Raw genomic sequence first — 18,498 nt, 5'->3', positions numbered from 1 at the left:
GCCCTGGGGAAGCCGTGGCCCCGCTGGAACCTGCAGGACAGTGCGCTCGCCAGGGCATTGATAACCCCAGGTAATGGTTAGCGCGCCCTAAATGTCGTTGGACCCCGCTCCCCCCCTGGGCCTAACGTGAAAGCAACGGCGCGGCATCGAAGACATCGATGTCGAGAATTTTTCCAAGCAGGGCCGCCTGCGTGCCGGTTTGACTCGCGTTCGAACTTGAACGGACTGCCAAGCGTACTCGCACTGATCCGAACCCGCCTTACCCGAGAAGTGCGATGTTTGAAGATTGGTTATAAGCATAAGAAGAGGGTCGTATGAGCCATGCCGATGAAATTCTTTCGGTGAACAATATTTTCAAGGTGTTTGGTCCGAACCCGGACATGGCCATGGAGATGTTGCGCAAGGGTGCCGACAAGAATGAGATTTTCAGCAAGACCGGCCACGTCGTCGGCGTGTTCGATGCAAGCTTTTCCGTCAAGCGTGGCGAGATCTTCGTCATCATGGGCCTGTCCGGGTCGGGCAAGTCGACCATGGTGCGCTTGTTCAACCGCCTGATCGAACCCACCGCCGGCAGTATCCACCTCAACGGCAGAGAGATCACCGGTCTGTCCGACAAGGACTTGCTCGACGTGCGGCGCAAGGAAATGGGCATGGTGTTCCAGTCCTTCGCCCTGATGCCCCACATGAGCGTGCTGGAGAACACCGCCTTCGGCCTGGAGATCGCCGGCGTCCCGGAGCAGGAGCGCCACGCCAGGGCCCGCGAAGCCTTGAGCCAGGTTGGCCTCGCTGGCCACGAGCACAGTTACCCGCACCAGCTCTCCGGTGGCATGCAGCAGCGCGTGGGCCTAGCCCGCGCGCTGGCCAACGACCCGGCGATCCTGCTGATGGACGAGGCCTTCTCGGCCCTCGACCCACTGATCCGCAGCGAGATGCAGGGCGAGCTGATCCGCCTGCAGGCCGAGCAGCAACGCACCATCATCTTCATTTCCCACGACATCGAGGAAGCCATCCGCATCGGCCATCGCATCGCGATCATGGAAGGCGGCCGGGTGGTGCAGATCGGCACGCCCCAGGAGCTGATCAACCAGCCGGCCAACGAGTACGTGCGCACCTTCTTCAAAGGCTTCGACAGCTCGCGGGTGCTCAAGGCAGGGGATGTCGCCCAGTTCGATCCAGAGACGGTGTGCCGGGTCAACGGCAAGGCGCCACGCTTCAAGCCCGGGGTGCCGTACGGCTACCTGGTCGACGAGCATGGCCAGTTGCTTGGTGTGGTCGACACCGACGTCAACGGCGCCTCGGCCAGCGATCGCTACAGCCTGCACGAGCAGCAGCCGGTGTACATCGACACGCCCCTGCATGACGTGCTGGGTATCGTTGCCAGCCTGCCTTACCCGGTACCCGTGCTCGACCGCGCCGGCGCCCTCAAAGGCACCATTTCCAAGAACGAGCTGCTGCAGACCCTGAGCCGCCACTGAGCGCCCGTCGCGGGTGCCGATGAGCGCCTGCGGCCACAAGAAGAGGTAAGCCCCGATGTCCGAGTTCAGTCTTCTCGACCCGTTCCAGTCCGCCACCCTGCCGCTGGGTGACTGGGTGGAAGCCACCCTGAATTTTCTGGTGCACAACTTCCGCGACGTATTCCGTGCCATCCGCTGGCCGATCGACCAGGTGCTCAACGGTATCGAGTTCGTGCTGCAGAGCATCCCGCCGAGCATCGGCATCATCCTTTCGTCGTTGCTCGGTTGGCAGTTGGCCGGCCGGCGCATGGCGCTGCTGTGCTTCGTCACCCTGACCCTGCTGGGGCTGATCGGCGTGTGGTCGGAATCCATGACCACCCTGGCGCTGGTGCTGACCTCGGTGTTCTTCTGCGCGGTGATCGGCATCCCGCTGGGCATCCTCTGCGCCCGCAGCGATCACCTGGAGCGGGTGGTGCGCCCGGTGCTCGATGCCATGCAAACCTTGCCGGCGTTCGTCTACCTGGTGCCGGTGGTGATGCTGTTTGGCATCGGCAACGTGCCGGGCGTGCTGGTGACCATCGTCTTCGCCCTGCCGCCGCTGGTGCGCCTGACCAACCTGGGGATCCGCCAGGTGCCGGAAGACAAGATCGAGGCGGCGCGCGCCTTCGGTTGCACGCCGCGGCAGATGCTGACCCGGGTGCAACTGCCCCTGGCCACCTCGACCATCATGGCGGGCATGAACCAGACCCTGATGCTGTCGCTGTCGATGGTGGTGATCGCTTCGATGATTTCGGTGGGTGGCCTGGGGCAGATGGTGCTGCGCGGTATCGGCCGCCTGGACATGGGCCTGGCCACGGTCGGCGGGGTAGGGCTGGTGCTGCTGGCGATCTTCCTCGACCGCCTGACCCAGGCCATGGGCGCGCGCAGCAGCGCCGACCCGAGCCTGCGCTGGTACCACACCGGCCCCGTGGGCCTGCTGCTGCGCCTGTGTGGTTCAGGGCAGGGCGCACCACGCAAGGCCGCCTGAGCCCACCGACCCCATCTGCCCTACCTGTAAAGAACAACCAGAAGAAGGTAAGTGACAATGCATCGATCCAAGTTCTCCCGTAGCGTCCTGCAATGCGCCACCGCCTTGTCGCTGGTGGCCGCCTCCCTGTGCGCCAGCGCCTCGGCCGAAAAGCCGGGCGAGGGCGTCAAGGTCACGCCGATCTTCCCCTCCATCGCCGAGGAGCGCTTCCGTGGCGAGGTGGCCATGGAAGGCTTGCGTGAACTGGGCTACAAGGTTCAGGAACCGAAGGAGACCGAGTACGGCGTGATGATGGTGGCCTTGGCCAATGGCGACGCCGACTTCACCGTGCACCTGTGGGAGAAGCTGCACGACAAGTTCTACCAGCAGGCCGGCGGTGACAGCGCGATGGTCAAGACCGGCAACATCCTGCCCGGGGTGAGTCAGGGCTACCTGATCGACAAGAAGACCGCCGATGCGCACGGCATCAAGTACATCACCGACCTGAAGAAGCCAGAGATCGCCAAGCTGTTCGACACCGACGGCGATGGCAAGGCCGATCTGACCGGCTGCAACCCGGGCTGGGGCTGCGAATTGGTGATCGCCCACCACATGAAGGCCTACGACCTGGAGAAGACCGTGCACGTCAACCAAGGCTCGTACTTCGCACTGATGGCCGACACCATCACCCGCTACAAGGATGGCAAGCCGATCCTGTATTTCACCTGGGTGCCGCAGTGGATCGCCAGCGTGCTGGTCGAGGGCAAGGACGTGGTCTGGCTGGAAGTGCCCAAGACCGACCTGCCTGACGGCAACAACGATGTCGACACCCTGTACAAGGGCAAGAACCTGGGCTTTGCCGTGGACAAGGTGGTGGCCGTGCTGAACAAGGACTTCGCCGACAAGAACCCGGCGGCGCTGAAGTTCCTCTCGCTGGTGCAGATCAGCACCGACGACGAGAGCGCGCAGAACCTGAAGATGCAGCAGGGCGAGAAGAAGCCTGCCGATATCCAGCGCCACGCCAAGGAATGGGTCGCCGCCCACCGCCAGCAGTTCGACGAGTGGCTGCAGGCGTCCCGCGACGCCGCCGGTAAGTAAACGTTTTTCTCCCACCCGCCCTGGCCTGGCCGGGGCACCGGCTGCCTGTGAGTCGAGCCATGAGTCATTTCGAAAGCGTCCTGAAGAACACCAACCTGGCCCACCTGGATCCGTCTGGCCGCACGGCGCTGTCGCAGCCGTGCCGGCGGGTGGCCTTCGTCCTGCGCGAGCACTTCTCCATGATGGCCTTCACCGCCGCCATGGACACCCTGGTGACCGCCAACCTGATGAGCGCCACGCCGTTGTTCCAGATCCAGGTGGTGGGCGAGGGCAGCCAGGTCATGAGCGACCTGGGGCTGGCCTTGCCGGTCAACACGCCGCTGGCCGAGCTCGATGTGCAGGGGCTGGACATCCTGCTGGTGTGCGGTGGTTTCCGGGTGCGCCTGGAGAACGATCCGTTGTTGCGTGGCAAGCTACGCCAGGCCGACCAGCAAGGCTGCCTGCTCGGTGGCCTGTGGAACGGGGCCTACTTCCTGGCCGAGGCCGGCCTGCTCAATGACCATGAATGCGCCTTCCACCCCGATGGCCGGGCGATGATGAACGAGCTGTTCCCGCATGTGCGGGTCAGCCGGCTGGCCCATGTGCTGGATCGCAAGCGCATGAGTTGTGCCGGCGCCAGCAGTGCCCTGGACATGATGCTCGGGCTGCTCGAACACAGCGGGGGCGAGCTGCTGCGCCGGGCCGTGGAGCAGATGCTGGCCTGCGACCGTTCACGGGTGCAGGCCAGCCTGCCGGCGGCCGCGCCGGACATCGACCCGACCTTGCCGCGCGGTGTGCGCCTGGCCCTGGAACTGATGCATGCCAATATCGAGGACCCTATCTGCATCGACGAGATCGCCCGCCATGCCGGGCTTTCCCGGCGTCACCTGGAGCGCCTGTTCCGCCGCCATGTCCAGGCCACGCCGCCGCGCTACTACCTGGAGCTGCGCCTGACCCATGCGCGGCAGTTGCTGCAGCACACCAGCAAGTCGCTGACCGAAGTGGCGGTGGCCAGCGGGTTCGTCAGCTTCCCGCATTTCTACCGGCGTTTTCGTGAGTTGTTCTCCATCGCGCCACGGCAGTTCCGGGCTCGCAGCCAGGGTTGGGCGGTTCGTCAGGACATGGCGGCGCATTGAGCTTGTTGGGGTCAGCTTGCCCATCTGGATTCAAAATTTGTCCGATAATCGCCCGGCTACCCGTCCAGCCCTGTCCGCTATCCGCACGACCTTTCCTTGGTCGCATTGCCTGGCTCTCGGCTTTTTGCTTAGTGTGTGCAAGCATCGCCGGTGGTCGCCTGAGCCCTGAATTCCCCCGCCGGCCCGATAGAATGACCGTGAACGACCGCGACCACAGGCCCTCGCGCCCGTAGGAAGCGGCGACCAGAACAATAACGAAGCCGAGTGCCTTGCCTATGGAAAGCCGCCTGTTGAGCGAGCGCAGCAGCGTGTTCCATCACGCCGACCCCTATGCCGTTTCCGACTACGTCAACCGGCATGTGGGCCAGCATTGCATCGGCCTGTCCCGAAGCACCCACCCCCAGGCCAGCCTGAGCCATCGCAAGTTCGCCGACCTCGACCTGTGCCGCATCAGCTACGGCGGCAGCGTGCGCGTCACCTCGCCGGCGTTGGAGACCATCTACCACCTGCAGGTGCTGCTCAACGGCAATTGCCTGTGGCGCGGGCACCAGCGCGAGCACCACCTGGTGCCGGGCGAACTGCTGCTGATCAACCCGGACGACCCGGTCGACCTGACCTACTCGGAAGATTGCGAGAAGTTCATCCTCAAGGTGCCGACCCGCCTGCTCGAATCGATCTGCGACGAGCAGCGCTGGCAGCGACCCAGCGCAGGCGTACGCTTCTTGCGCAATCACTACCGGCTGGAGGAGCTGGACGGTTTCGTCAGCCTGCTGGCGATGATCTGCCACGAGGCCGAGGTGAGCGATTCGCTGCCGCGGGTGCAGGGGCACTACAGCCAGATCGTCGCCAGCAAGCTGCTGACCCTGCTGACCACCAACGTCCGCCGTGAATGCCTCGGTACGCCGGGGGCCAGCCTGGAGCGAATCCTCGAGCACATCGAGCACAACCTGAAGCTGGAGATGTCCGCCGAAGGCTTGGCCGAGCAGGCGTGCATGAGCGTGCGCTCGTTGTACGCGCTGTTCGACCGGCACCTGGGGACCACCCCCAGGCAGTACATTCGCCAGCGCAAGCTGGAGCAGGTGCACGCCTGCCTGAGCGATGCCAGCTGCGCGGTGCGCAGCGTGACCGAGTTGGCGATGGACTATGGCTTCCTGCACCTGGGGCGGTTTTCCGAGAGCTACCGGCAGCAGTTCGGCGAGTTGCCCTCCGAGACCTTGCGGCGTCGCACGGGCGCCTGATCCAGGGGCTGCAAGGCAGCCCCGATACACCCAGGTGCCCAACCTGCCTGCACAAATCGGATAGCACTCTGCACGATCCGGATATTGCCCCATCCCGGCACACCCTAACCTGACCTGGCCTGAACAATAACAATGGAGACCCTGGCCATGTCCCTGGGATTCGATTACCTCAATGCCTTGCTCGAGGATGACCGGGAAAAAGGTGTCTATCGCTGCAAGCGAGAGATGTTCACCGACCCGCGCCTGTTCGAACTCGAGATGAAGCACATCTTCGAGGGCAACTGGATCTACCTGGCCCACGAAAGCCAGATCCCCGAGAAGAACGACTTCCTCACCCTGACCATGGGGCGCCAGCCGATCTTCATCGCGCGCAACAAGGACGGGGAGCTCAATGCCTTCCTCAATGCCTGCAGCCACCGCGGCGCCATGCTGTGCCGGCACAAGCGCGGCAACCGTTCGAGCTATACCTGCCCGTTCCATGGCTGGACCTTCAACAACAGCGGCAAGCTGCTCAAGGTCAAGGACCCGAGCAACGCCGGCTACCCCGACAGCTTCAACTGCGACGGCTCCCACGACCTGACCAAGGTCGCCCGCTTCGAGTCCTATCGCGGCTTCCTGTTCGCCAGCCTCAACCCCGATGTCAAACCCCTGGTCGAACACCTGGGCGAGTCGGCGAAGATCATCGACATGATCGTCGACCAGTCGCCGGAAGGCCTGGAAGTGCTGCGCGGCGCCAGCTCCTACATCTACGAAGGCAACTGGAAGCTCACCGCCGAGAACGGCGCCGATGGCTACCACGTCAGTTCCGTGCACTGGAACTACGCCGCCACCCAGAACCAGCGCAAGCAGCGCGAGGCTGGGGAACAGATCAAGACCATGAGTGCCGGCGCCTGGGCCAAGCAGGGTGGCGGCTTCTATTCCTTCGACCATGGCCACCTGCTGCTGTGGACCCGCTGGGCCAACCCCGAGGACCGTCCGGCGTATGAGCGACGTGATGAGCTAGCCGCCGATTTCGGCCAGGCCCGCGCCGACTGGATGATCGAGAATTCGCGCAACCTGTGCCTGTACCCCAACGTCTACCTGATGGATCAGTTCAGCTCGCAGATCCGCATCGCCCGGCCCATTTCGGTGAACAAGACCGAGATCACCATCTACTGCATCGCCCCCAAGGGCGAGAGTGCCGAGGCCCGGGCCAGGCGTATCCGCCAGTACGAGGACTTCTTCAACGTCAGCGGCATGGCCACCCCGGATGACCTGGAGGAGTTCCGCTCCTGCCAGACCGGCTATGGCGCCGGTGCCGGCTGGAACGACATGTCCCGTGGCGCGGCCCACTGGGTCGAAGGCGCCGACGAGGCCGCCCGCGAGATCGAGCTCAAGCCGCTGCTGTCGGGCGTACGCACCGAGGACGAGGGCCTGTTCGTGCTGCAGCACAAGTACTGGCAGGAGACCATGATCAAGGCCCTTGAGCAGGAACAGCGCCTGATCCCCGTGGAGGCCGTGCAATGACCAGCACCTATGAAACCGTGCGCGACTTCCTCTACCGCGAGGCGCGCTACCTGGACGATGCCCAGTGGGACCTGTGGCTGGAGCTGTACGCTGCCGACGCGACCTTCTGGATGCCGTCCTGGGACGATGACGACCGCCTCACCGAAGACCCGCAGAGCGAGATCTCGCTGATCTGGTACGGCAACCGTGGCGGCCTGGAGGACCGGGTGTTCCGCATCAAGACCGAGCGCTCCAGCGCCACTGTCCCGGACACCCGCACCTCCCACAACATCAGCAACATCGAGATCGTCGAGCAGCGCGACGGCCAGTGCCAGGTGCGGTTCAACTGGCACACCCTGAGCTTTCGCTACAAGACCACCGACAGCTACTTCGGCACCAGCTTCTACACCCTCGACCTGCGGGGCGAAGACCCGCGGATCCTGGCCAAGAAGGTGGTCCTGAAGAACGACTACGTGCGTCAGGTCATCGACATCTACCACATCTGACACCAGGCCAAGGCGAGGGTCGCCCGGTGTGCCGCATGGCGCACCGTGGCCAGGCTCGCCCCGGAGGTACGCCATGAGCTTCCAGATCGCATTGAATTTCGAAGACGGGGTGACCCGTTTCATCCAGGCCGAAGGCCACGAGAGCGTGGCCGACGCCGCCTACCGCCAGGGCATCAACATCCCCCTGGACTGCCGCGACGGCGCCTGCGGCACCTGCAAGTGCCAGGCCGAGGCCGGGCGCTATGACCTGGGCGACAACTTCATCGAGGACGCCTTGAGCGAGCAAGAGATCGCCCAGGGCTACGTGCTGACCTGCCAGATGCGCGCGATGAGCGACTGCGTGGTGCGCATTCCGGCCTCGTCGCAGCTGTGCAAGGCCGAGCAGGCCAGCTTCGAGGCGGCCATCAGCGAGGTACGCCAGTTGTCCGAGAGCACTATCGCCCTGTCGATCAAGGGCGAGTCCCTGAGCCGCCTGGTGTTCCTGCCGGGCCAGTACGTCAACCTGCAGGTGCCGGGCAGCGACCAGAGCCGTGCTTATTCCTTCAGCTCGCTGCAGAAGGACGGCGAGGTCAGCTTCCTGATCCGCAACGTGCCCGGCGGCTTGATGAGCCACTTCCTCACCAGCCTGGCCAAGGCCGGCGACAGCCTGACCCTGGCAGGGCCGCTGGGCAGCTTCTACCTGCGCCCGATCCAGCGGCCGCTGTTGCTGCTGGCCGGCGGCACGGGCCTGGCGCCGTTCACGGCGATGCTGGAGAAGATCGCCGAGCAGGGCTCGGAGCATCCCCTGCACCTGATCTACGGCGTCACCAACGACTTCGACCTGGTCGAGATGGAGCGCCTCCAGGCCCTGGCCGCGCGCATCCCCAACTTCACCTTCAGCGCCTGCGTGGCCAACCCGGACAGCCAGTACCCGCAGAAGGGCTACGTGACCCAGCACATCGAGCCGCGCCACCTCAACGACGGCGATGTCGACGTGTACCTGTGCGGGCCACCGCCGATGGTCGAGGCGGTCAGCCAGTACATCCGCGAACAGGGCATCACCCCGGCCAACTTCTACTACGAAAAGTTCGCCGCCGCGGCAGCCTGAGACTTCACGGGGCTGCCCGCATCGTGCGGGTGAGGGCGGCCTCCTTTTTATTCCTGGCGACTGGCGAGGGCGTTGCCCTCGATCGCAGGCAGCCAGCTCCCACATTTCGAGGCATGCGCTGTACCTGTGGGAGCAACTGCTTGCGGCGAATGGGCCGGTAGCCGCAACCCAAGCCCACGGGCCTGAAGGGGCTCGTGGCGGGTTCGACAACCCAATGGTGGGAGAGAACGATGGATAGCAGATTCCAAGGCAAGGTCGCCCTGGTCACCGGCGCCGCGCAGGGTATCGGCCGAGGCGTGTGCTGGCGCCTCAAGGCCGAGGGCGCGCAGGTGGTGGCGGTGGACCGCTCCGAACTGGTCCACGAGCTGGCCGGGGAAGGCGTGCTGACCCTTACCGCCGACCTCGAGCAATACGCCGACTGCACCCGGGTCATGGCCACGGCCGTGGCGACCTTCGGCCGCCTCGACATCCTGGTCAACAACGTCGGCGGCACGATCTGGGCCAAGCCCTTCGAGCATTACGAGGTGGCGCAGATCGAGGCCGAAGTGCGCCGCTCGCTGTTCCCCACCCTGTGGTGCTGCCACGCGGCGCTGCCCTACATGCTCGAGCGCGGCAGCGGCGCCATCGTCAACGTCTCGTCCATCGCCACCCGAGGGGTCAACCGCGTGCCCTACGGTGCGGCCAAGGGTGGGGTCAACGCGCTCACCGCGTGCCTGGCCTTCGAGACGGCCGGCCGTGGCATCCGGGTCAATGCCACCGCCCCAGGCGGCACCGAGGCACCGCCCCGGCGCATTCCGCGCAACAGCAGCGAGCAGAGCGAGCAGGAAAAGGGCTGGTACCAGCAGATCGTCGACCAGACCGTCTCCAGCAGCCTGATGAAACGCTACGGGAGCATCGACGAACAGGTCGGCGCGATCCTCTTCCTGGCCTCCGACGAGGCCTCCTACATCACCGGCGTGACCCTGCCGGTAGGCGGCGGCGACCTCGGCTGAGCGCCGCCTTCGGGCAAGGTTTTCCTCACACAACAAAAACAAGAGAGACAGATGCCATGCGAACCCTCGACGTCCACCCGATCATCGACAATGCCCGCTTCACCCCGTTTCACTGGATGGTCATGGCCTGGTGCGGCCTGCTGCTGGTCTTCGACGGCTACGACCTGTTCATCTACGGCGTGGTGCTGCCGGTGATCATGAAGGAATGGGGCCTGACCCCGCTGCAGGCCGGCGCCCTGGGCAGCTACGCGCTGTTCGGCATGATGTTCGGCGCCCTGGTCTTCGGCAGCCTGGCCGACCGCATCGGGCGCAAGAAGGGCATCGCCATCTGCTTCGCCCTGTTCTCCGGGGCGACCATCCTCAACGGCTTCGCCAGCACCCCCGGTGAGTTCGGCGTGTACCGCTTCTTCGCCGGGCTCGGCTGCGGCGGGCTGATGCCCAACGCCGTGGCGCTGATGAACGAGTACGCGCCCAAGCGCCTGCGCAGCACCCTGGTGGCCATCATGTTCAGCGGCTACTCGTTGGGCGGCATGCTCTCGGCGGGCATCGGGATCTACCTGCTGCCACGCTTCGGTTGGGAGTCGATGTTCTTCGCCGCCGCGCTGCCACTGCTGCTGTTGCCGGTGATCCTCTACTACCTGCCGGAATCCATCGGCTTCCTGGTGCGCCAGGGCCGTACGGAGCAAGCGCGTGCACTGCTCAAGCGCCTGGACCCCGACTGCGACGTGCGGCCCGATGACGTGCTGCAGGCACCGGAGCGCAAGGGCAAGGGTGCCTCGGTGCTGGCGCTGTTGCGCGACGGCCTGGCGGTGCGCACCCTGGCCCTGTGGCTGGCGTTTTTCTGCTGCCTGCTGATGGTCTATGCGCTCAGCTCCTGGCTGCCCAAGCTGATGGCCAACGCCGGCTACAGCCTGGGGTCGAGCCTGTCGTTCCTGCTGGCGCTGAACTTCGGCGGCATGGCCGGGGCGATCCTCGGTGGCTGGCTGGGCGACCGCTACAACCTGGTCAAGGTCAAGGTGGCGTTCTTCCTCGGCGCGGCGCTGTCGATCAGCCTGCTGGGCGTCAACAGCCCGATGCCGGTGCTGTACCTGCTGATCTTCGTCGCCGGGGCCACCACCATCGGCACGCAGATCCTGCTCTATGCCGGCGCCGCCCAGCTCTATGGCCTGTCGGTACGCTCCACCGGCCTTGGCTGGGCCTCCGGCATCGGCCGCAACGGCGCCATCGTCGGCCCGCTGCTCGGTGGCGCGCTGATGGGCATCAACCTGCCGCTGCAACTGAACTTCATCGCCTTCGCCATCCCTGGCGCGGTCGCCGCGCTGGCCATGGCCGTGCACCTGGCCAGCGGCCGGCGCCAAGGCCTGCTGGCCGCCGGCCAAGCGTGACCCTCAACTGACTGAACTGGAGCCTTGCATGACAAGCCCGACCATCGACCGGCTGGAGGCGATCATCGTCGACCTGCCGACCATCCGCCCCCACAAGCTGGCCATGCACACGATGCAGCAGCAGACCCTGGTGATCCTGCGCCTGCGCTGCAGCGACGGCGTCGAGGGCATCGGCGAGGCCACTACCATTGGCGGGCTGGCCTACGGTTACGAAAGCCCCGAGGGGATCAAGGCCAATATCGATGCCCACCTGGCGCCCGCGCTGCTGGGCATGGCGGCGGACAACATCAACGCCGCGATGCTCAAGCTGGACAAGATCGCCAAGGGCAACACGTTCGCCAAGTCTGGCATCGAGAGCGCCTTGCTCGATGCCCAGGGCAAGCGCCTGGGCCTGCCGGTCAGCGAACTGCTCGGTGGCCGGGTGCGCGACAGCCTGGACGTGGCCTGGACCCTGGCCAGCGGCGACACCACCCGGGACATCGCCGAGGCCGAGCAGATGCTCGAGGCACGCCGCCATCGCATCTTCAAGCTGAAGATCGGCGCCAACCCGCTGGATCACGACCTCAAGCACGTGGTGGCGATCAAGCGCGCCCTGGGCGAGCGGGCCAGCGTGCGGGTCGACGTCAACCAGTACTGGGACGAGTCCCAGGCGATCCGCGCCTGCCAGGTGCTGGGCGACAACGGCATCGACCTGGTCGAGCAACCCATCTCGCGCATCAATCGCGCCGGCCAGGTGCGCCTGAACCAGCGCAGCCCGGCGCCGATCATGGCCGACGAGTCGATCGAGAGCGTCGAGGATGCCTTCAGCCTGGCGGCCGACGGCGCGGCGAGCATCTTCGCCTTGAAGATCGCCAAGAACGGCGGCCCGCGTGCCGTGCTGCGCACCGCGCAGATCGCCGAGGCGGCCGGCATCGCCCTGTACGGCGGGACCATGCTCGAAGGCTCGATCGGCACCCTGGCCTCGGCCCATGCCTTCCTCACCCTGCGCCAGCTGACCTGGGGCACCGAGCTGTTCGGGCCGTTGCTGCTGACCGAGGAAATCGTCAGCCAGGCGCCGCTCTACCGCGACTTCCAGCTCCACGTGCCACGCACGCCGGGCCTGGGCCTGGCCCTGGACGAAGCGCGCCTGGTCCGTTTCGCCCGGCGCTGAACCTGACTTGCCTAGAAGGAGAAGCACCATGCTGTTCCACGTGAAGATGACCGTGAGACTGCCGGTCGACATGGACCCGGCCAAGGCCGCGCAACTGAAGGCCGACGAGAAGGCGCTGGCCCAGCGCCTGCAGCGCGAGGGCACCTGGCGCCACCTGTGGCGCATCGCCGGGCACTACGCCAACTACAGCGTGTTCGACCTGCCCAGCGTCGAGGCCCTGCACGACACCCTGATGCAGTTGCCGCTGTTCCCCTACATGGATATCGAGGTGCACGGCCTGTGCCGCCACCCCTCGTCGATCCACGCCGACGACCGCTGACCCACCCGCTACGCACAAGAACAACACGAGGTACGCCATCATGACCGTGAAGATTTCCCACACTGCCGAGGTCCAGAAGTTCTTCGAAGAAGTCGCCGGCTTCGGCAACGACGACGGCAACCCGCGCCTCAAGCGCATCATCCAGCGCGTGCTGCAGGACACCGCCCGCCTGATCGAGGACCTGGAGGTCAGCGAGGACGAGTTCTGGCATGCCGTCGACTACCTCAACCGTCTGGGCGGGCGCGGCGAGGCCGGGCTGCTGGTGGCTGGCCTTGGTATCGAGCACTTCCTCGACCTGCTGCAGGATGCCAAGGATGCCCAGGCCGGCCTCACCGGCGGCACCCCGCGCACCATCGAAGGCCCACTGTACGTGGCCGGCGCGCCGATTGCCCAAGGCGAGGTGCGCATGGACGACGGCAGCGAGGAGGGCGTGGCCACGGTGATGTTCCTCGAAGGCCAGGTGCTCGATCCCCAGGGCCAGCCGCTGGCCGGGGCCACGGTCGATTTGTGGCATGCCAACACCCGTGGCACCTACTCGTTCTTCGACCAGAGCCAGTCCGAGTACAACCTGCGCCGGCGCATCGTCACCGATGCCGAGGGCCGCTACCGTGCGCGCACCATCGTGCCCTCGGGCTACGGCTGCGACCCGCAGGGCCCGACCCAGGAGTGCCTGGACCTGCTCGGCCGCCACGGCCAGCGCCCGGCCCATGTGCACTTCTTCATCTCGGCGCCGGGGCACCGGCACCTGACCACCCAGATCAACCTGTCTGGCGACAAGTACCTGTGGGACGACTTCGCCTACGCCACCCGCGATGGCTTGGTGGGCGAGGTGGTGTTCCGCGAGGACGGGGCGCGGGGGATCGCCGGGCGCTATGCCGAGCTGACGTTCGACTTCCAGCTGCAGAAGGCGCCCGACAGCGATGCCGAGCAGCGCAGCAACCGGCCGCGAGCGTTGCAAGAGGGCTGAGGGCGCAGGGGCTGCCTCGCAGCCCCTTCACGGCGGCGCTCCCACACGGCCTTGCCGTGGTCGACTCGGGCCCTGTGGGAGCGGGCTTGCCCGCGAATCGAGGGCCAAGCCCTCGCCATGCCGGCCCCCCTGACAACAAGCGCCCGCCACCCAAGGCCGGGCCCCGATGTCTCACGCGAGGTCCCATGAAAGACCTGTTCAAGGACTGCTCCCTGTCCGCCATCGTCGCCGGCATGATCGCCACGATGATCTCCTACGCCGGCCCCCTGGTGATCATTTTCCACGCTGCCGAGGCCGCGGGCCTGTCCCAGGGGCTGCTGTCGTCCTGGGTGTGGGCGGTGTCGATGGGCAGCGCCGTGCTCGGCGCACTGCTCAGCCTGCGCTACCGGGTGCCGGTGGTGATCGCCTGGTCGATCCCCGGCTCCGCGCTGCTGGTCACGGCCTTGCCCCAGCTTGGCCTGGAGCAGGCCATCGGCGCTTATCTGGCGGCCAACCTGGTGCTGCTGCTGATCGGCATCAGCGGCGCCTTCGACCGCATCATCGCCCGCCTGCCGGGCTCCATTGCCGCCGGCATGCAGGCCGGCATCCTGTTCAGCTTCGGCAGTGAGGTGTTCCGGGCCTTGCCGGCACAGCCGGCGCTGGTGCTGGCGATGTTCGTCACCTACGTGCTGATGCGCAGGCTCCGGCCGCGCTACGCGGTGGCCGCTGTGCTGCTGGTCGGTGCGGCGGTCACCCTGGCCAGCGGGCAACTGCGCAGCGAAGCCCTGGTGCTGGAATTGGCCTCGCCGCAATTCATCGCCCCGCAGTTCAGCCTGTCGGCGCTGTTCAGCCTGGGCCTGCCCCTGGTGCTGGTCGCCCTGACCGGGCAGTTCATGCCGGGCATGGCGGTGCTGCGCAACGCCGGCTACCAGACCTCGGCCAGCCCGCTGATCAGCGCCAGCGCCGTGGGCGGCGCCTTGCTCGCGCCGTTCGGCTGCCATGGGCTGAACCTCGCGGCGGTCACCGCCAGCCTGTGCACCGGCCGCGAGGCCCACGAGGACCCGCGGCGGCGCTATGTCGCGGCCGTCGCCGGCAGTGTGCTGTACCTGTTGCTGGGCATTGCCGGGGCCACCTTGATGTCGTTGTTCGCCGCATTCCCCGCCGCCTTGGTCGCCGCCCTGGCCGGCCTTGCCTTGTACGGCGCCATCAGCGAGGCCCTGGCCCGCAGCCTGGCCGAACCGCAAGAGCGCGATGCGGGCCTATTCACCTTCCTGGTGACGGCCTCGGGCGTCTCCTTCCTTGGCCTGTCGGCAGCATTCTGGGGCTTGCTGTTCGGCCTGGCGGCCCATGCGCTGCTGCGCCTGCGCCGCCCCCAACCCCAGGCGGCCTTGCGCCGTAGCCCTTAGGAGGAACCCACCAACCGCCACCTTCGCGTTCCCAGCACCTTACTCACAATAACAAGATCCAAAGAGAGCTTCGGAATGAACCACACCCCTTGCGTCGCCCTGGGCGTCACCTTGCTCAGCCAACCCCTGCTGGCCGCCGAAGGCGGCTTCTTCGAGGATGCCAAGGCCAGCCTGAGCGCCCGTCACTACTACTTCAGCCGTGACTATTCCGACATCGTCGGGGCCAATCCGCAGTCGAAGACCGAGGAGTGGGCCCAGGGCTTCATCCTCGACTTCAAGTCCGGCTACACCCCGGGCACCCTGGGCGTCGGCGTGGATGCCCTGGGCCTTCTGGGCATCAAGCTCGACAGCAGCCCCGACCGGGCCAACAGCGGCCTGTTGCCGGTGCATGGCGATGGCCGCGCCGCCGACGAGTACAGCCGCCTGGCACCGACTTTCAAGGCGCGGCTGTCGAAGACCGAACTGCGCATCGGCGAGCTGCAGCCCAACCTGCCGGTACTGACCTTCAGCGACATCCGCCTGCTGCCGCCGACCTACCAGGGGGCGAGCATCCGTTCCACCGAGCTGGACGGCCTGACCGTGCAGGCTGGCCACCTGAAGTCCTCGCACCTGCGCAACGAGGGGGGCGACGGCAAGATGAGCGCCATGCTCGGCCATGTCCCCATGCGCCAGGCCGAGAGTGACGCCTTCAACTATGCGGGCGGCGACTATGCCTTCAATGGCGAGCGGAGCAGCGTCAGCCTGTGGTACGGGCAATTGGAGGATATCTACCGGCAGGGCTTCGTCGGCTTCAAGCACAGCGAGCCTGTGGGGGATTGGCTGCTCAGCGCCAATCTGGGGTACTTCACCGCGCGCGAAGAGGGCGATGCCCTGCTGGGCGACATCGACAACCAGGCGTTCTTCTCGCTGTTCACGGCCAAGCACGGCGGGCACAGCTTCCATGTCGGCTACCAGGGCATGTATGGCGACAGCCCGTTCCCGCGAGTGTTCGCCAACATCACGCCGCTGGGCAACGAGGTGCCGACCTATGAATTCGCCTATACCGACGAACGCTCGTACCAGGTGCGCTATGACTACAACTTCGCAGCCCTGGGTATCCCCGGGCTGACTGCGACCGTGCGCTACATCACCGGCGACAATGTCGACACCGGGCTGGGCTACGAAGGCAAGGACCGGGAGCGGGACATCGACATCGGCTATGCGGTACAGGATGGGATGTTCAAGGGGCTCGGCATTCGGGTTAGAAATGCCATGGCGCGGTCGAACTACCGCACCGACATCGACGAGAACCGCTTGATCCTGGTCTATACCTGGCAGCTGTTCTGAGGGGGCGGCGCAGCTTCAAGCTTCAAGCTACAAGCGGCAAGAAAAGCGGGATCTGCGCGGGCCAGCTTTTTTCTTGCAGCTTGAAGCTTGCCAGGCGATTGGATTTGCACTGCCCACCGCGATGCAGGTAGGTTCCCGAAAACATCTGCTTCAGGGACCTGAACCGTGGACTCACTGACTCAAGCCGTACTCGGCGCCGCCCTGCAGGGCTCGGTCCTGGGCCGTATCCAGGGCCGCCGTTCGCTGCTCTACGGCGCTGCCCTGGGCACGTTGCCCGACCTCGACGTAGTGATCCGCTATGCCGACCCCGTGTCGCAGATGACCTACCACCGGGGTTTCTCCCATTCGGTCTTCGTCCTCACCGCCCTGGCCCTGTTGCTGGCCTGGCTGGTCGAGCGGATCGGGCGCAGGCGCTGGCCGCACAAGGGCTACACCTTGCCCAGGCTGTTCCTGGCGTTCTGGCTGGTGCTGGTCACCCACCCGATCCTCGACGCCTTCACCGTCTACGGCACCCAGTTGTTCTGGCCGCTGCACTCGATCCCCGAGAGCTGGGCCGCGGTGTTCATCATCGACCCGCTGTACACCGTGCCGCTGCTGGCCGCCGTCGCCTATGCCGGCATCAGGGGCATGGCGGGGAGGGCGATCCCGCTGCTGACGGCGGCCTTGCTGTTCAGTACCGCCTACCTGGGCTTCGGCCTGGCCGGGCGCATGGCCGCCGAGCAACGCTTCGAACTCGCGCTCGAACAGCGTGGGATCGCCATCACCGAGCTGCGCGCCGTGCCCATCGCCTTCAACAGCCTGGTCTGGCGGGTGCTGGCCAAGACCCCGGACGGCGACTACTACGAAGGCGTGAGCAGCTGGTTCGACCGCGAGCCGCCGGAAATGCAGCGCCAGCCGCTCAACCTGGCGCTGGCCAAGGCGCTGCAGGGTGAGCCCCTGCACGAGCGCCTGCGCTGGTTCACCGGCGACTGGCTGCGCTACGACGTGGTCGGCGACGCCCTGGTGGTGAGCGACCTGCGCATGGGCATCCCCGGCAACTACACCTTCCGCTTCGACATGGCCCACCGCGATGGGCAAGGGCGCTGGGCAGCCGTCACGCCGTCGCTGTGGCTCGGCGCCGGGGCCGGCTCGATGCTCAATGCCCACGACCTGGCGCTGATCTGGCGACGCATCCTCGAGCAGCAACCGCCGCTGCCCCTGGCCGCCTGGAGCGACAAATACCTGGGGCAGGGGGCGGACGCCCATTGATGCGCTCGGCAGGGCTGGACCTGGTCAAGTGGACGGCGATCCTGACCATGGTCGCCGACCACCTGCGCTTTCTCTGGCCGGCCGCCGAGGGCCTGTTCGTCCTCGGGCGGCTGGCCTTTCCGCTGTTCTGCCTGGCCATCGCCGTCAATGTCGGGCGCAGCCGCAGCGGGGCCTTGTTCTCCCGTGGCAATGCTCGCTACCTGGGCTGGCTGCTGGTGTTCGCGGTGCTCTGCGAAGGCCCCTACCGCTGGCTGGACAACGGCTCGCAGACCTTCAGCGTGATCCCCACCCTGGCGCTGGGCCTGCTGGTCGCCTGGGGCGTGCACCATCCCCAGGCGTTGGCGCGCCTGGGCGGGATCGCCGCGGCGTTGCTCGCCGCCCTGGCCAGCGAGCGCCTGATGTACGGTGTGCCCGGTGTGCTATTGCCGGGCGCCTGCCTGATCGCGCGTAGCCGGGGTGGGGCGAGCTGGCTGTTGCCCTGCCTGCTGGCCATGGCTGGCAACCTGACCAACAGCTGGTTGCGCGACCACCTCCTGCACCCCACGACCTTGCTGGTCTTGGCCACCGCCGCCGTGGCGCTCCCGCTGGGGGGCTGGCTACTGCGCCGTGACGACTGGCGTATCGTGCCGGTGGGGCGCTGGGGCTATGCCTTCTACCCGCTGCACCTGCTGGCGATCAAAGGCTTGCAGGGGCTGATCCAGGCATAAACGCTTGCAATCGGTCGATGCCAGGTTGGG

At 66.3% G+C, this 18,498-nt stretch carries 17 protein-coding genes; all 17 read left to right on the top strand.

Going from position 1 to position 18,498, the window contains the following annotated elements:
* Positions 1-314 precede the first annotated feature (314 nt).
* The 17 genes from WCE05_RS11415 to WCE05_RS11335 all read left to right on the top strand — a co-directional run bounded on the left by WCE05_RS11415 (position 315) and on the right by WCE05_RS11335 (position 18,468).
* A complete protein-coding gene (locus WCE05_RS11415; protein WP_225787917.1) occupies positions 315-1,475 on the top strand; it encodes a glycine betaine/L-proline ABC transporter ATP-binding protein in 1,161 nt (386 codons plus the stop codon).
* A 55-nt stretch (positions 1,476-1,530) separates the two neighbouring features.
* Positions 1,531-2,481, top strand: coding sequence for a glycine betaine/L-proline ABC transporter permease ProW (gene proW / locus WCE05_RS11410; RefSeq protein ID WP_225787916.1), 951 nt, complete (start codon positions 1,531-1,533; stop codon positions 2,479-2,481).
* 57 nt (positions 2,482-2,538) lie between these two features.
* Entirely contained in the window at positions 2,539-3,558 is a 1,020-nt protein-coding gene (gene proX / locus WCE05_RS11405; protein ID WP_368815945.1) for a glycine betaine/L-proline ABC transporter substrate-binding protein ProX, read from the top strand.
* A 59-nt stretch (positions 3,559-3,617) separates the two neighbouring features.
* Entirely contained in the window at positions 3,618-4,673 is a 1,056-nt protein-coding gene (locus WCE05_RS11400) for a GlxA family transcriptional regulator (protein WP_225787914.1), read from the top strand.
* Between the two features lie 275 nt (positions 4,674-4,948).
* Positions 4,949-5,911: an AraC family transcriptional regulator gene (locus WCE05_RS11395; protein WP_225787913.1), complete on the top strand. Its 963-nt coding sequence runs from the start codon at positions 4,949-4,951 to the stop codon at positions 5,909-5,911.
* 147 nt (positions 5,912-6,058) lie between these two features.
* Positions 6,059-7,417, top strand: coding sequence for a benzoate 1,2-dioxygenase large subunit (gene benA, locus WCE05_RS11390; RefSeq protein WP_253167755.1), 1,359 nt, complete (start codon positions 6,059-6,061; stop codon positions 7,415-7,417).
* Entirely contained in the window at positions 7,414-7,902 is a 489-nt protein-coding gene (gene benB, locus WCE05_RS11385; RefSeq protein ID WP_225787911.1) for a benzoate 1,2-dioxygenase small subunit, read from the top strand. The genes benA and benB overlap by 4 nt, the downstream gene beginning before the upstream one ends.
* A 73-nt stretch (positions 7,903-7,975) precedes the next feature.
* Positions 7,976-8,989, top strand: a complete 1,014-nt coding sequence (gene benC, locus WCE05_RS11380) for a benzoate 1,2-dioxygenase electron transfer component BenC (protein ID WP_368815944.1) — start codon at positions 7,976-7,978, stop codon at positions 8,987-8,989.
* A gap of 230 nt (positions 8,990-9,219) precedes the next feature.
* Positions 9,220-9,981, top strand: a complete 762-nt coding sequence (locus WCE05_RS11375) for a 1,6-dihydroxycyclohexa-2,4-diene-1-carboxylate dehydrogenase (protein WP_368815943.1) — start codon at positions 9,220-9,222, stop codon at positions 9,979-9,981.
* Between the two features lie 56 nt (positions 9,982-10,037).
* On the top strand, positions 10,038-11,366 hold the full coding sequence (locus tag WCE05_RS11370; protein WP_225787908.1) for an aromatic acid/H+ symport family MFS transporter: 1,329 nt from the start codon (positions 10,038-10,040) through the stop codon (positions 11,364-11,366).
* Between the two features lie 28 nt (positions 11,367-11,394).
* Entirely contained in the window at positions 11,395-12,516 is a 1,122-nt protein-coding gene (locus WCE05_RS11365; protein ID WP_368815942.1) for a muconate cycloisomerase family protein, read from the top strand.
* Between the two features lie 28 nt (positions 12,517-12,544).
* Positions 12,545-12,835 (top strand): muconolactone Delta-isomerase, encoded by a 291-nt coding sequence (gene catC, locus WCE05_RS11360; RefSeq protein ID WP_225787906.1) that lies wholly within the window; start codon positions 12,545-12,547, stop codon positions 12,833-12,835.
* Between the two features lie 40 nt (positions 12,836-12,875).
* Complete coding sequence (gene catA / locus WCE05_RS11355; protein ID WP_253090829.1) at positions 12,876-13,802, top strand: catechol 1,2-dioxygenase; 927 nt, start codon at positions 12,876-12,878, stop codon at positions 13,800-13,802.
* 185 nt (positions 13,803-13,987) lie between these two features.
* Positions 13,988-15,187 (top strand): benzoate/H(+) symporter BenE family transporter, encoded by a 1,200-nt coding sequence (locus tag WCE05_RS11350; protein WP_368815941.1) that lies wholly within the window; start codon positions 13,988-13,990, stop codon positions 15,185-15,187.
* A 75-nt stretch (positions 15,188-15,262) separates the two neighbouring features.
* Complete coding sequence (locus WCE05_RS11345; RefSeq protein WP_253101398.1) at positions 15,263-16,513, top strand: OprD family porin; 1,251 nt, start codon at positions 15,263-15,265, stop codon at positions 16,511-16,513.
* 165 nt (positions 16,514-16,678) lie between these two features.
* Positions 16,679-17,761 (top strand): metal-dependent hydrolase, encoded by a 1,083-nt coding sequence (locus tag WCE05_RS11340; RefSeq protein ID WP_225787902.1) that lies wholly within the window; start codon positions 16,679-16,681, stop codon positions 17,759-17,761.
* Entirely contained in the window at positions 17,761-18,468 is a 708-nt protein-coding gene (locus WCE05_RS11335; protein WP_368815940.1) for a TraX family protein, read from the top strand. Before WCE05_RS11340 ends, WCE05_RS11335 begins: the two co-directional genes overlap by 1 nt.
* Positions 18,469-18,498: the final 30 nt, after the last annotated feature.

The organism is Pseudomonas sp. I2 (genome assembly GCF_040984075.1).
GTDB lineage: Bacteria > Pseudomonadota > Gammaproteobacteria > Pseudomonadales > Pseudomonadaceae > Aquipseudomonas > Aquipseudomonas guariconensis_B.
The sequence above is the reverse complement of the archived record's forward strand: the minus strand, read 5'-3'. Positions and strand labels throughout refer to the sequence as shown.